Source organism: Citrobacter sp. MGH105 (assembly GCF_001037485.2).
Taxonomy (GTDB): Bacteria; Pseudomonadota; Gammaproteobacteria; order Enterobacterales; family Enterobacteriaceae; genus Citrobacter; species Citrobacter portucalensis.
Genome location: NZ_CP073048.1, coordinates 5,001,869 through 5,015,233, shown reverse-complemented (window position 1 = coordinate 5,015,233; position 13,365 = coordinate 5,001,869). Strand labels below are relative to the sequence as shown.

The window sequence follows — 13,365 nt, the reverse complement described above, 5'->3', positions numbered from 1 at the left end:
CCCTCACTGCCAATCCGAAGAGAATCGATGTGAAAGTACTGACTGTATTTGGCACGCGACCGGAGGCCATAAAAATGGCACCTCTGGTTCATGCGCTGGCAAAAGATCCTGATTTTGAGGCAAAAGTTTGCGTCACGGCGCAGCATCGGGAGATGCTCGATCAGGTGTTGAACCTCTTTTCCATTGTACCTGACTACGATCTCAATATTATGCAGCCAGGTCAGGGGCTAACAGAAATTACCTGCCGAATACTGGAAGGATTAAAGCCAATTCTGGCTGATTTTAAACCTGACGTTGTGTTAGTTCACGGCGATACCACAACCACCATTGCTACTAGCCTGGCCGCGTTCTATCAGCGCATCCCGGTAGGGCATGTGGAGGCAGGCTTACGTACAGGCGATCTCTACTCTCCCTGGCCGGAAGAGGCGAACCGTACGCTAACCGGGCATCTGGCGATGTATCATTTTGCACCAACAGAAAACTCGCGCCAAAACCTGTTACGGGAAAACATTTCTGATAGCCGTATCTTCGTTACAGGTAATACGGTTATTGATGCGTTGATCTGGGTACGCGATCGCGTACTGGCGAGTGATGCATTACGAGCTGAACTGGCAGAGCATTACCCATTCCTGAGCTCGGATAAAAAGATGATACTGGTGACCGGTCATCGTCGGGAAAGCTTCGGTCGTGGTTTTGAACACATTTGTCATGCGCTGGCGGAAATTGCCGCGGCCAATCAGAACGTACAGATTGTCTATCCGGTGCACCTGAATCCTAACGTCAGCGAACCGGTTAATCGCATTCTGGGGCACGTTGAAAACGTCATCCTGATTGAACCGCAGGATTATATGCCGTTTGTCTGGCTGATGAATCACGCCTGGCTGATCCTTACCGACTCTGGCGGGATTCAGGAAGAAGCCCCATCTCTGGGGAAACCGGTTCTGGTGATGCGCGAAACGACGGAACGTCCGGAAGCGATTACTGCAGGCACAGTACGTCTGGTAGGGACCGACCCGCAGCGTATTGTCGAAGAAGTCACGCGTTTGCTGCATGACGACAATGAATATCAGACCATGAGCCGCGCCCATAATCCGTATGGTGACGGGCAGGCATGTGGCCGCATTTTACACGCGTTAAAAAATAATCGGATATCGCTATGAGTTTTACGACCATTTCTGTCATTGGGCTGGGTTATATCGGACTGCCGACGGCGGCTGCCTTTGCTTCCCGTCAAAAGCATGTGATTGGCGTAGATGTAAATCAACACGCGGTGGATACCATTAATCGCGGTGAAATTCATATCGTTGAGCCAGATTTGGGCGCCGTGGTGAAAACGGCGGTCGAAAATGGATTTCTGCGTGCGACCACAACCCCTGTAGATGCGGATGCCTATCTGATTGCTGTGCCTACTCCGTTTAAGGGGGAGCACGAACCCGATATGGTTTATGTGGAAGCCGCGGCTAAATCTCTTGCACCGGTGCTGAAAAAAGGCACGTTGGTGATCCTTGAATCGACGTCGCCTGTCGGGGCCACTGAACAGATGGCCACATGGCTTGCAGAAATGCGGCCTGACCTGACTTTCCCGCAGCAAGTCGGTGAACACGCGGACGTTAACATTGCTTATTGCCCAGAGCGCGTGCTGCCGGGCCAGGTGATGGTTGAACTGATTAAAAACGACCGCGTGATTGGGGGAATGACCTCCGTCTGTTCCGCGCGTGCTAGCGAACTGTACAACATTTTCCTGGAGGGCGAATGTGTCGTGACCAACGCCCGTACGGCGGAAATGTGCAAACTGACTGAAAATAGCTTCCGCGACGTCAATATCGCCTTCGCCAATGAGCTGTCGCTGATTTGCGCCGATCAGGGGATCAACGTCTGGGAACTGATTCGACTGGCAAATCGCCATCCGCGCGTGAATATTTTGCAACCGGGTCCGGGGGTTGGCGGGCACTGTATCGCGGTTGATCCGTGGTTTATCGTGGCGCAGAACCCGCAGCAGGCGAAATTGATTCGCACCGCGCGTGAGGTTAACGACGGTAAGCCTCATTGGGTGGTTGATCAGGTAAAAGCTGCCGTGGCCGACTGTCTGGCGGATACCAATAAACGGGCCAGCGAAGTGAAAATTGCCTGTTTTGGTCTGGCATTTAAACCGAATATTGATGACTTACGTGAAAGCCCGGCGATGGGAATTGCGCAAAGCATCGCGCATTGGCACAAAGGCGAAACATTGGTGGTGGAACCGAACATCCATCAACTGCCAAAAAAACTGGACGGTCTGTGCCAACTGGCAGCGCTGGATGATGCTCTGGCAAGCGCCGATGTGCTGGTCTTGCTGGTCGACCATAATGAATTTAAAGCCATTAAAGGCGATGCGGTTCACCAGCAATATATCGTTGATACCAAAGGGGTCTGGCGCTAATGAAACGAATTCTGGTTACCGGTGGAGCGGGATTCATCGGCTCGGCGGTTGTACGGCATATCATTCAGGAGACTCAGGATGCGGCAATTGTGGTCGATAAGCTGACCTATGCTGGAAACCTGATGTCGCTGGAGCCGGTTGCACAGAATCCTCGTTTTACCTTTGAGAAAGTCGATATCTGCGATCGAGCTTCGCTCGACAGGGTGTTTCAACACTATCAGCCGGACTGCGTGATGCATCTGGCGGCAGAAAGCCACGTCGATCGCTCAATTGATGGTCCGGCCGCCTTCATCGAAACTAACATCGTGGGAACCTACACGCTGTTGGAAGCGGCGCGCGCTTACTGGGGTGATTTAACCAGCGAGAAAAAATCAGCGTTTCGTTTCCACCATATCTCGACTGACGAGGTGTATGGCGACCTGCATTCTACGGATGATTTCTTCACTGAAACCACACCGTATGCACCGAGCAGCCCTTATTCCGCGTCGAAAGCCAGCAGCGATCATCTGGTTCGCGCCTGGCTGCGTACCTACGGTCTGCCAACGCTGATAACCAACTGTTCTAACAACTATGGTCCGTACCATTTTCCGGAAAAACTGATTCCGCTGATGATCCTCAACGCATTGGCGGGGAAGCCGTTGCCGGTTTACGGCAATGGGCAACAGATCCGTGACTGGTTGTATGTAGAAGATCACGCCAGGGCGCTCTATTGTGTGGCGACAACGGGCGCGGTGGGAGAAACCTATAATATCGGTGGTCATAACGAGCGTAAAAACCTGGAAGTTGTCGAAACGGTTTGCAGCCTGTTGGAAGAGCTGGCACCGCAAAAGCCGCAGGGTATCGCGCAGTACCGCGACTTGATCGCTTTTGTGGACGATCGCCCGGGTCATGATTTGCGTTACGCCATTGACGCGTCGAAAATTGCGCGTGAACTAGGCTGGATGCCGCAAGAAACGTTTGAAAGCGGAATGCGCAAAACCGTGCAGTGGTATCTGGCTAATCAGGCATGGTGGAAACCCGTGCAGGACGGCAGTTACCAGGGCGAACGTTTAGGTCTGAAGGGCTAACAGCCTGGTTTTGGCTCCCGGAGGAGACAACGCATGAAAGGTATCATTCTGGCGGGTGGCTCAGGTACTCGCCTGTATCCCATTACGCGTGGCGTATCGAAGCAGCTATTGCCTATTTACGATAAGCCGATGATTTACTACCCGTTATCAGTATTGATGCTGGCGGGAATTCGCGAAATCCTGATTATCACTACACCGGAAGATAAAGGCTATTTCCAGCGCTTACTGGGCGATGGATCTGAGTTCGGCATTGAATTGCACTATGCTGAGCAACCCAGTCCGGATGGATTAGCACAGGCGTTTATCATTGGTGAAACGTTCCTTAACGGGGAACCATCATGTCTGGTGTTAGGAGACAATATCTTCTTTGGTCAGGGATTCAGTCCAAAACTGCGTCATGTAGCCGCCAGAACACAAGGCGCGACGGTGTTTGGTTACCAGGTGATGGATCCTGAACGTTTTGGTGTCGTGGAGTTTGACGACAATTTTCGCGCTATCTCTCTGGAAGAGAAGCCGAAAGCACCAAAATCAAACTGGGCGGTGACCGGTCTCTATTTCTATGACAGCAAGGTGGTGGAATACGCAAAACGCGTAAAACCTTCTGAGCGTGGGGAGCTGGAGATTACGTCTATCAACCAGATGTATCTTGATGACGGACATCTGACGGTAGAATTGCTCGGGCGTGGCTTTGCCTGGCTGGATACCGGTACGCACGACAGTCTTATCGAAGCGAGTACTTTTGTGCAGACGGTGGAAAAACGCCAGGGCTTTAAAATAGCCTGTCTGGAAGAAATCGCCTGGCGTAACGGTTGGCTGGATGACGAAGGCGTGAAGCGTGCTGCCAGTTCACTGGCCAAAACGGGTTATGGTCAATACCTGCTGGAGCTGCTCCGTGCTCGTCCGCGCCAGTATTGAGCCGCTTAGCTGGGAAAATACGTTCTTTGGCGTGAATAGCGCCATTGTGCGTTTTGACCAACGCGCGCCGGTTCTGACTGCGGATGTGTTGCAGCCCTGGTCGCGGGTACAGGCAAAAATTCCTGCCGCCAATACCCATGAATTAGATGCCCTGCAACAGTTGGGTTTCTCACTGGTTGAAGGTGAAGTGGATTTTGTGCTGCCGGTGATGTGTACGCATGGCGACCCCGGTGCGCAGGTCGCACAAACTACGGATATCCCTGCATTACGCCAACTGGCAGGACAGGCGTTCGCGCAAAGTCGTTTTCGCGCTCCGTGGTATGCCGCAGATGCCAGCACGCGTTTTTATGCGCAGTGGATTGAAAACGCGGTGCTGGGGACGTTCGATCATCAATGCCTCGTTTTTCGTACACCGGCAGGTGATATTCGTGGCTATGTCTCGCTGCGTGAACTGAATGCGACCGATGCGCGAATTGGCCTGCTGGCCGGGCGTGGGGCGGGAGCAGAACTGATGCAGGCCGCCCTTTGCTGGGCACAGACTCGCGGTAAAACAACATTGCGCGTGGCGACCCAAATGGGCAATACCGCCGCGCTTAAACGTTATATACACAGTGGTGCGAATGTGGAAAGCACCGCGTATTGGTTATACAGGTGACACGATGATTCCATTTAACGCACCGCCGGTGGTGGGCACTGAACTCGATTACATGCAGTCTGCGATGAACAGCGGCAAACTGTGTGGCGACGGTGGTTTTACCCGTCGCTGCCAACAGTGGCTGGAACAGCATTTTGGCAGCGAGAAAGTATTGCTGACGCCTTCCTGCACCGCATCGCTTGAGATGGCGGCATTGCTGCTGGATATCCAGCCTGGCGATGAAGTCATTATGCCGAGCTATACGTTTGTCTCCACGGCCAATGCTTTCGTGCTGCGCGGCGCGAAAATTGTCTTTGTTGATATCCGCCCGGATACCATGAACATTGACGAAACGCTGATTGAAGCGGCGATCACCGACAAGACCCGCGCTATCGTTCCGGTGCATTACGCGGGCGTAGCCTGTGAAATGGATACCATCATGGCGCTGGCGGCCAAACATAACCTGTTTGTCGTGGAAGATGCGGCCCAGGGCGTCATGTCGACTTACAAAGGTCGGGCGCTGGGGACGATTGGTCACATCGGTTGCTTTAGCTTCCATGAGACCAAAAACTATACCGCAGGCGGTGAAGGTGGTGCGACGCTGATTAATGATAAAAAATTAGTCGAACGTGCAGAGATCATCCGTGAAAAAGGAACTAACCGCAGCCAGTTTTTCCGCGGTCAGGTGGATAAGTATACCTGGCGTGATATTGGCTCCAGCTATCTGATGTCCGATCTGCAGGCTGCCTATCTGTGGGCACAACTGGAAGCGGCTGACCGTATTAACCAGCAGCGTCTGGCGCTGTGGCAGAACTACTATGATGCTCTCGAACCGCTGGCGCGTGCCGGACGCATTGATCTGCCTTCTGTCCCGGAAAACTGCGTGCAGAATGCCCATATGTTTTATATCAAGCTGCGCGATATCGACGATCGCACGGCGTTGATTAACTTCTTGAAAGAAGCTGAAATTATGGCGGTGTTCCACTATATCCCGCTACATGATTGTCCGGCTGGCGATAAATTCGGCGTATTTGCCGGTGTTGATCGTTTCACCACTAAAGAGAGCGAGCGTCTGCTGCGCTTGCCGCTGTTTTACAACCTGTCGCCAGTAAACCAGCGAACGGTCATTTCGACCTTACTCAACTACTTCGCCTGATATGTCGCTTGCTAAAGCGTCCTTATGGACGGCAGCCAGTACGCTGGTAAAAATTGGTGCAGGTTTGCTGGTCGTTAAGCTGCTGGCGGTGTCGTTTGGCCCGGCAGGCGTGGGGCAGGCGGGTAACTTCCGCCAGATGGTCACCGTGCTTGGTGTCCTGGCGGGGGCCGGCATTTTCAACGGCGTCACGAAATATGTTGCGCAGCACCATGACGATCCGACCCGGCTCCGTAAGGTAGTCGGTACATCTTCCGCGATGGTGCTGGGATTCTCTACGCTGATGGCGGTGATTTTTCTGCTGGCGGCCGCGCCAATCAGTCAGGGATTGTTTGGCCATACTCATTATCAGGGGCTGGTAAGACTGGTTGCGCTGGTGCAGATGGGTATTGCCTGGGCGAACCTGCTGCTGGCGTTGATGAAGGGCTTTCGCGATGCGGCGGGTAACGCGCTGTCGTTGATTGTGGGTAGCCTGGTAGGCGTGGTGGCTTATTATGGCTGTTATCGCCTGGGAGGGTATGAAGGCGCTTTGCTGGGTCTGGCGTTAGTGCCCGCGTTGGTCGTTATCCCCGCCGCTATTATGCTGATTAAGCGTGGGGCAATTCCCCTGCATTACCTGAAACCCTCGTGGGATAACGGCCTGGCTGGACAGCTAAGCAAGTTTACCCTGATGGCGCTGATTACCTCCGTAACGCTGCCTGTGGCATACGTGATGATGCGAAACCTGCTGGCGGCGCAGTACAGTTGGGATGATGTGGGGATTTGGCAGGGAGTAAGCAGTATCTCTGATGCTTATCTGCAATTCATTACCGCCTCATTCAGCGTTTACTTGCTTCCGACGTTGTCTCGACTGACCGAAAAGCGCGACATTACGCGCGAGGTGGTTAAGTCGCTGAAGTTCGTGTTACCGGCGGTTGCCGCAGCGAGCTTTACTGTTTGGTTGCTGCGTGATTTTGCGATCTGGCTGCTTTTCTCCGCAAAATTCACCGCCATGCGCGATCTGTTTGCCTGGCAACTGGTCGGTGATGTACTGAAAGTTGGGGCGTATGTCTTTGGGTATCTGGTGATCGCGAAAGCATCGCTGCGGTTTTATATTTTGGCTGAAATTAGCCAGTTCATGTTATTGACGGTGTTTGCTCACTGGCTGATCCCTGCACACGGTGCGCTGGGAGCGGCACAGGCTTATATGGCAACGTACATCGTCTATTTTTCTCTTTGTTGTGGCGTGTTTTTACTCTGGCGTAGGCGGGCATGACTGAACTGATTCACGTTCTGGGATCGGATATCCCTCACCATAACCAAACCGTGTTGCGGTTTTTCAACGACTCGCTGGCCGCGACGAGCGAGCATGCGCGCACGTTTATGGTTGCCGGTCAGGATGCGGGACTCAGTGAGAGCTGCCCGGCGTTATCGCTAAGCTTCTACAGCGGGAAAAAGGCGCTTGCTGACGCTGTGATCGCGAAAGCAAAAGCGGATCGCCAACAGCGTTTCTTCTTCCACGGTCAGTTCAACACCAGCCTGTGGCTGGCGCTGCTGAGTGGCGGGATTAAACCGGCGCAGTTTTACTGGCATATCTGGGGCGCTGATTTATACGAAGTCTCCAGTGGACTGAAATTCCGCCTGTTTTACCCGATTCGCCGCATGGCGCAGAATCGTGTGGGCTGCGTGTTTGCCACACGGGGCGATTTACGTTATTTCGCCGAGCAACATCCCCGTGTGCGGGGTGAGTTGCTCTATTTCCCAACGCGAATGGATCCTTCACTCAATAACATGAGCAATGATTGCCAGCGCAGCGGCAAGATGACGGTGCTGGTTGGCAACTCTGGCGATCGCAGCAATGAGCATGTTGCCGCGCTTCGTGCCGTCCATCAGCAGTTTGGTGACACGGTGAATGTGATTGTGCCGATGGGTTATCCCGCCAATAATGCGGCCTATATCGACGAGGTTCGCCAGGCTGGCCTGGCGTTATTTAGCGCAGATAATCTGCAAATTTTGAGTGAAAAGCTGGAATTTGATGCCTATCTAACATTATTGCGGCAGTGTGATTTGGGTTACTTTATTTTTGCCCGTCAACAGGGAATCGGTACCCTGTGTTTGCTGATCCAGGCGGGTATCCCATGCGTGCTCAACCGTGAAAATCCCTTCTGGCAGGATATGGTGGAACAAAATCTTCCGGTGTTATTTACCACTGATGATCTCAATGAAGGCGTCGTACGTGAAGCGCAGCGCCAGTTGGCATCGGTAGATAAAAATACTATTACCTTCTTTAGCCCGAATTATCTGCAGCCGTGGCACAATGCGCTGCGCATTGCTTCAGGAGAAACCGTATGAGCCTGATGCAATTCAGCGGTCTTCTGGTGGTCTGGCTGCTCTCCACCTTGTTTATCGCCACGCTGACCTGGTTTGAGTTCCGCCGCGTGCGTTTTAACTTCAATGTTTTCTTCTCATTGTTGTTCTTGCTGACGTTCTTCTTCGGATTCCCGTTAACCAGCATCCTGGTGTTCCGCTTTGATGTGGCAGTGGCTCCGCCGGAGATCCTGCTGCAGGCCTTGCTGTCAGCCGCCTGTTTCTATGCCGTCTACTACGTGACGTATAAAACGCGCTTGCGCAAACGAGTAGATGATAAGCCGCGCAGGCCGCTGTTTACCATCAATCGTGTTGAAGCCCATTTGACCTGGGTTATCCTGATGGCGATTGCGCTGGTGAGCGTGGGCATCTTCTTTATGCACAACGGATTCCTGCTGTTCAGATTGCAATCCTATAGCCAGATTTTTTCCAGTGAAGTCTCTGGCGTCGCTCTGAAGCGTTTCTTCTACTTCTTCATTCCGGCAATGCTGGTGGTTTATTTCTTGCGTCAGGACAGCAAAGCGTGGGTGTTCTTCCTCGTGAGTACCGTCGCGTTTGGTTTGCTGACCTATATGATTGTGGGTGGGACGCGGGCCAATATCATTATCGCGTTTGCCATCTTCTTGTTTATCGGCATTATTCGCGGCTGGATTTCGCTGTGGATGTTGGCCGCTGCAGGCGTGTTGGGCATTGTCGGGATGTTCTGGCTGGCGTTGAAGCGCTACGGAATGAGCGTTAGCGGCGATGAGGCGTTCTATACGTTCCTGTACCTTACGCGCGACACCTTCTCACCGTGGGAGAACCTGGCGCTGTTGCTGCAGAATTACCACAATATTGAGTTCCAGGGGCTGGCGCCGATTGTCCGTGACTTCTACGTCTTTATTCCCTCCTGGCTGTGGCCTGGGCGGCCGAGTATTGTACTCAACTCAGCGAACTACTTTACCTGGGAAGTGTTGAACAACCACTCAGGACTGGCGATTTCGCCGACGTTAATTGGTTCACTGGTGGTGATGGGCGGGGCGCTGTTTATACCATTAGGCGCGATTGTTGTTGGGCTCATCATCAAGTGGTTCGACTGGCTGTATGAGCTAGGTAACCGAGAAACCAATCGCTATAAGGCGGCGATTTTGCACAGTTTCTGTTTTGGCGCCATTTTCAATATGATCGTGTTGGCACGTGAAGGGCTGGATTCGTTTGTCTCACGAGTGGTCTTTTTCCTCGTGATTTTCGGCGTTTGCCTACTGGTGGCAAAATTATTGTTCTGGCTGTTTGATAGCGCGGGACTCATTCATAAACGAATCAAATCGCTGCCCCGGACACAGATTGAAGGATCGTAATGACAGATAACACAACTGCGCCGCTGTATTCGCTGCGCGGATTACAACTGATTGGCTGGCGCGATATGCAACATGCGCTGAATTACCTGTTTGCCGAAGGACACCTCCGGTCAGGAACGCTGGTGGCTATCAACGCTGAGAAGATGCTGACTGCAGAAGATAACCCTGAGGTGAGGGAGCTGATCAACGCCGCGGAGTTCAAGTATGCGGATGGGATTAGCGTGGTGCGTTCGGTGCGCAAAAAATTCCCACAGGCGCAGGTTTCACGCGTGGCCGGAGCTGACCTTTGGGAAGCGCTGATGGCGCGAGCTGGGCAAAACGGAACGCCAGTTTTCCTGGTTGGCGGCAAGCCTGAAGTTCTGGCACAAACAGAAGCAAAACTACGTGCGCAGTGGCGCGTGAACATTGCGGGTAGTCAGGACGGTTATTTTACCCCAGAGCAGCGTCAGGCGTTGTTTGAGCGTATTCACGCCAGCGGTGCGCAAATTGTGACGGTGGCGATGGGCTCGCCAAAACAAGAGATCTTTATGCGTGATTGCCGCAAGACTCACCCTGACGCGCTGTATATGGGCGTAGGGGGCACCTACGACGTCTTTACCGGTCACGTTAAGCGTGCGCCTAAAATCTGGCAAAATCTGGGGCTGGAGTGGCTGTATCGCTTATTGTCGCAGCCGAGCCGTATTACTCGACAACTTCGCTTATTACGCTATCTCCGCTGGCACTATACCGGCAACCTCTGACGCTCTCTCTCCTCTGATAAGTAGCGTGATCTGCTAATTACGCTACTTATTCACAACATAATCGCTGCTTTCTCGCACAATCTATTCATTTTTTGAATGCTTTAATTGCCATTTAAGCGATTTTAGGAAACCATTCGCAACAATCATTGCAGTGCCGTGGTGTTTTTGGCGCCAACCGTAAAGCGGTCGGTGCCGCATGGCCTGTTATGGCATAACAAGATGTACCCATAACGAGAACCGGTAATACCGGACAGCATGCAAACACATCAAGAGGATTTATGGCTGAGAACAAACCTGAGCTACAGCGTGGGCTGGAGGCTCGTCACATCGAATTAATTGCCCTTGGGGGCACTATTGGCGTTGGGCTATTTATGGGGGCCGCCAGTACCCTGAAATGGGCGGGACCTTCGGTTCTGCTGGCGTATATCGTCGCCGGGCTGTTCGTGTTTTTCATTATGCGTTCTATGGGGGAGATGTTATTCCTCGAGCCGGTTGCAGGTTCATTCGCTGTTTACGCTCACCGTTATATGAGCCCCTTCTTTGGCTATCTCACCGCCTGGTCATACTGGTTTATGTGGATGGCTGTGGGGATCTCAGAGATTACCGCCATCGGGGTGTATGTGCAGTTCTGGTTCCCGGAAATGGCGCAATGGATACCCGCACTGATCGCGGTCGGACTGGTTGCGTTGGCAAACCTCGCTGCGGTTCGCCTGTATGGTGAAATTGAGTTCTGGTTTGCCATGATCAAAGTGACCACCATCATTGTGATGATCGTCATTGGGGTTGGGGTGATTTTCTTCGGCTTTGGCAATGGCGGCCAGGCGATTGGTTTTGGCAACCTGACCGAGCACGGCGGCTTCTTTGCTGGGGGCTGGAAGGGCTTCCTGACGGCATTGTGTATTGTTGTGGCGTCTTACCAGGGCGTGGAGCTGATCGGCATCACTGCAGGAGAAGCGAAGAATCCACAGGTCACGCTGCGTAGCGCGGTGGGTAAAGTGCTGTGGCGCATTCTGATTTTCTACGTTGGTGCGATTTTTGTCATCGTCACTATTTTCCCGTGGAATGAGATTGGCAGCAACGGCAGCCCGTTTGTTCTCACCTTTGCCAAGATTGGTATTACTGCTGCGGCAGGGATTATTAACTTTGTGGTGCTGACGGCGGCGCTGTCTGGCTGTAACAGCGGCATGTACAGCTGTGGGCGTATGCTCTACGCGCTGGCAAAGAATCGCCAGCTTCCTGCCGTTGTTGGAAAAGTATCACGCCATGGCGTGCCGGTTGCCGGAGTGGCTATTTCTATCGCGATCCTGCTGATTGGCTCATGCCTGAACTACATTATTCCTAACCCGCAGCGCGTGTTTGTTTATGTCTATAGCGCCAGCGTGTTGCCGGGGATGGTGCCGTGGTTTGTGATCCTGATAAGCCAGCTGCGTTTCCGTCAGGCGCATAAAGCGGCGATTGCCAGTCATCCATTCCGCTCCATTCTGTTCCCGTGGGCGAATTATTTGACGATGGCGTTCCTGATTTGCGTATTAATTGGCATGTACTTTAATGAAGATACCCGAATGTCGCTTTTTGTTGGCATGGGTTTCTTACTGGCCGTGACGCTCATTTATAAGGTTTTTGGTCTGAATCGTCATGGCACAGCCCATAAATTGCGGGAATAAGCGACAAAACGCACAAACCATGACCAAACGATAATTTATTTTAAAAAAGCACTAGACAGAAGACCGAGACCTCCGTAATATCCAGCCCCGCAACGGCGCTAAGCGCCCGTAGCTCAGCTGGATAGAGCGCTGCCCTCCGGAGGCAGAGGTCTCAGGTTCGAATCCTGTCGGGCGCACCATTTAGTAGGGTGCCAGAGCTGCGGTGGTTTTAATACCGCGTAAAAGATTTGCAGTGGTGGCTATAGCTCAGTTGGTAGAGCCCTGGATTGTGATTCCAGTTGTCGTGGGTTCGAATCCCATTAGCCACCCCATTAATTTAAAGTTGTGAAATGCGAAGGTGGCGGAATTGGTAGACGCGCTAGCTTCAGGTGTTAGTGTCCTTAGGATGTGGGGGTTCGAGTCCCCCCCCTCGCACCACGACTTAAAGAATTGAACTAAAAATTCAAAAAGCAGTAAAACGGCGAGTAGCGCAGCTTGGTAGCGCAACTGGTTTGGGACCAGTGGGTCGGAGGTTCGAATCCTCTCTCGCCGACCAATTTTGAACCCCGCTTCGGCGGGGTTTTTTGTTTTCTGATTTCCCTTCTTAGCCTTCGCATCTGCGAATTTCCTGAAGTCTTAAAAAGTCCGAATACCTGGTTTTTGCAGTGCAATCGTGGCATGCGTTGTGCAATAATATGCGGGTAGATGCTCATTCCATCTCTTATGTTCGCCATCTGGCCTCATAAACTCAGGAATGATGCAGAGCCGTTTACGGTGCTTATCGTCCACAGACAGATGTCGCATCTTATATGCTAAATCATTCATGATGTGTCGAGACGGCCAGCACGGGAATCCCCCGGAGCTTACAAAGGTAAGTGACAGGGGTGAGCGTGCGCAGCCAACGAAGAGACAGCGTGAAGGATGAAGCATATAGCCTCATCAAACACCATGGACATAACGTTGAGTGAAGCACCCATTTATGTTGTCATACAGACCTGTTTAACGCCTGCTCCTTACCGAGCGGGCGTTTTTTTATGCATAAACAAAATCCTTCAAGCGACTTCTCGAAGGATTTTGCTTATACGATTGAAAAATATGTAGGCCCGGTAAG

General features: G+C 52.5%; 11 protein-coding genes and 4 tRNA genes. All 15 read left to right on the top strand.

Annotated features, from left to right (window positions below; translation table 11 throughout):
* Positions 1–29: 29 nt before the first annotated feature.
* The 15 genes from wecB (at position 30) to SK35_RS23910 (ending at position 12,810) form a co-directional block, all read left to right on the top strand.
* Positions 30–1,160, top strand: a complete 1,131-nt coding sequence (wecB, locus tag SK35_RS23980; RefSeq protein WP_032934208.1) for a non-hydrolyzing UDP-N-acetylglucosamine 2-epimerase — start codon at positions 30–32, stop codon at positions 1,158–1,160.
* A complete protein-coding gene (gene wecC / locus SK35_RS23975) occupies positions 1,157–2,419 on the top strand; it encodes a UDP-N-acetyl-D-mannosamine dehydrogenase (RefSeq protein WP_048215227.1) in 1,263 nt (420 codons plus the stop codon). Before wecB ends, wecC begins: the two co-directional genes overlap by 4 nt.
* Positions 2,419–3,486: a dTDP-glucose 4,6-dehydratase gene (rffG, locus tag SK35_RS23970; RefSeq protein WP_048215226.1), complete on the top strand. Its 1,068-nt coding sequence runs from the start codon at positions 2,419–2,421 to the stop codon at positions 3,484–3,486. Before wecC ends, rffG begins: the two co-directional genes overlap by 1 nt.
* Before the next feature lie 33 nt (positions 3,487–3,519).
* Positions 3,520–4,401, top strand: coding sequence for a glucose-1-phosphate thymidylyltransferase RfbA (gene rfbA / locus SK35_RS23965; protein WP_032945685.1), 882 nt, complete (start codon positions 3,520–3,522; stop codon positions 4,399–4,401).
* Positions 4,379–5,056 (top strand): dTDP-4-amino-4,6-dideoxy-D-galactose acyltransferase, encoded by a 678-nt coding sequence (gene rffC / locus SK35_RS23960; RefSeq protein ID WP_048215225.1) that lies wholly within the window; start codon positions 4,379–4,381, stop codon positions 5,054–5,056. Before rfbA ends, rffC begins: the two co-directional genes overlap by 23 nt.
* 4 nt (positions 5,057–5,060) lie before the next feature.
* The gene (gene rffA, locus SK35_RS23955; RefSeq protein WP_048215224.1) at positions 5,061–6,191 is read left to right on the top strand and encodes a dTDP-4-amino-4,6-dideoxygalactose transaminase; all 1,131 of its coding nucleotides are present in this window, start codon (positions 5,061–5,063) and stop codon (positions 6,189–6,191) included.
* A 1-nt stretch (position 6,192) separates the two neighbouring features.
* On the top strand, positions 6,193–7,443 hold the full coding sequence (gene wzxE, locus SK35_RS23950; protein ID WP_003017971.1) for a lipid III flippase WzxE: 1,251 nt from the start codon (positions 6,193–6,195) through the stop codon (positions 7,441–7,443).
* Positions 7,440–8,519 carry a TDP-N-acetylfucosamine:lipid II N-acetylfucosaminyltransferase gene (locus SK35_RS23945; RefSeq protein ID WP_048215223.1) on the top strand — a complete coding sequence of 360 codons (1,080 nt, stop codon included), beginning with the start codon at positions 7,440–7,442 and terminating at the stop codon, positions 8,517–8,519. The genes wzxE and SK35_RS23945 overlap by 4 nt, the downstream gene beginning before the upstream one ends.
* Positions 8,516–9,871 (top strand): ECA oligosaccharide polymerase, encoded by a 1,356-nt coding sequence (wzyE, locus tag SK35_RS23940; RefSeq protein WP_020996101.1) that lies wholly within the window; start codon positions 8,516–8,518, stop codon positions 9,869–9,871. The genes SK35_RS23945 and wzyE overlap by 4 nt, the downstream gene beginning before the upstream one ends.
* Positions 9,871–10,611: a lipopolysaccharide N-acetylmannosaminouronosyltransferase gene (wecG, locus tag SK35_RS23935; protein WP_048215222.1), complete on the top strand. Its 741-nt coding sequence runs from the start codon at positions 9,871–9,873 to the stop codon at positions 10,609–10,611. Before wzyE ends, wecG begins: the two co-directional genes overlap by 1 nt.
* Positions 10,612–10,889: 278 nt before the next feature.
* A complete protein-coding gene (gene thrP / locus SK35_RS23930; protein ID WP_003828980.1) occupies positions 10,890–12,275 on the top strand; it encodes a bifunctional threonine/serine APC transporter ThrP in 1,386 nt (461 codons plus the stop codon).
* A 102-nt stretch (positions 12,276–12,377) separates the two neighbouring features.
* Positions 12,378–12,454, top strand: a tRNA-Arg gene (locus tag SK35_RS23925).
* 56 nt (positions 12,455–12,510) lie between these two features.
* Positions 12,511–12,586: transfer RNA gene (locus SK35_RS23920), tRNA-His, on the top strand.
* A gap of 20 nt (positions 12,587–12,606) precedes the next feature.
* Positions 12,607–12,692: transfer RNA gene (locus SK35_RS23915), tRNA-Leu, on the top strand.
* Between the two features lie 41 nt (positions 12,693–12,733).
* A tRNA-Pro gene (locus SK35_RS23910) sits at positions 12,734–12,810 on the top strand.
* The last annotated feature ends 555 nt before the right edge of the window (positions 12,811–13,365 follow it).

Excerpts from the sequence above, each read along its gene's own strand:
- wecC (WP_048215227.1), top strand. The coding sequence starts at position 1,157 with ATGAGTTTTACGACCATTTCTGTCATTGGGCTGGGTTATATCGGACTG.
- rffG (WP_048215226.1), top strand. The coding sequence starts at position 2,419 with ATGAAACGAATTCTGGTTACCGGTGGAGCGGGATTCATCGGCTCGGCG.
- rfbA (WP_032945685.1), top strand. The coding sequence starts at position 3,520 with ATGAAAGGTATCATTCTGGCGGGTGGCTCAGGTACTCGCCTGTATCCC.
- rffA (WP_048215224.1), top strand. The coding sequence starts at position 5,061 with ATGATTCCATTTAACGCACCGCCGGTGGTGGGCACTGAACTCGATTAC.
- wzxE (WP_003017971.1), top strand. The coding sequence starts at position 6,193 with ATGTCGCTTGCTAAAGCGTCCTTATGGACGGCAGCCAGTACGCTGGTA.
- SK35_RS23945 (WP_048215223.1), top strand. The coding sequence starts at position 7,440 with ATGACTGAACTGATTCACGTTCTGGGATCGGATATCCCTCACCATAAC.
- wzyE (WP_020996101.1), top strand. The coding sequence starts at position 8,516 with ATGAGCCTGATGCAATTCAGCGGTCTTCTGGTGGTCTGGCTGCTCTCC.
- wecG (WP_048215222.1), top strand. The coding sequence starts at position 9,871 with ATGACAGATAACACAACTGCGCCGCTGTATTCGCTGCGCGGATTACAA.
- thrP (WP_003828980.1), top strand. The coding sequence starts at position 10,890 with ATGGCTGAGAACAAACCTGAGCTACAGCGTGGGCTGGAGGCTCGTCAC.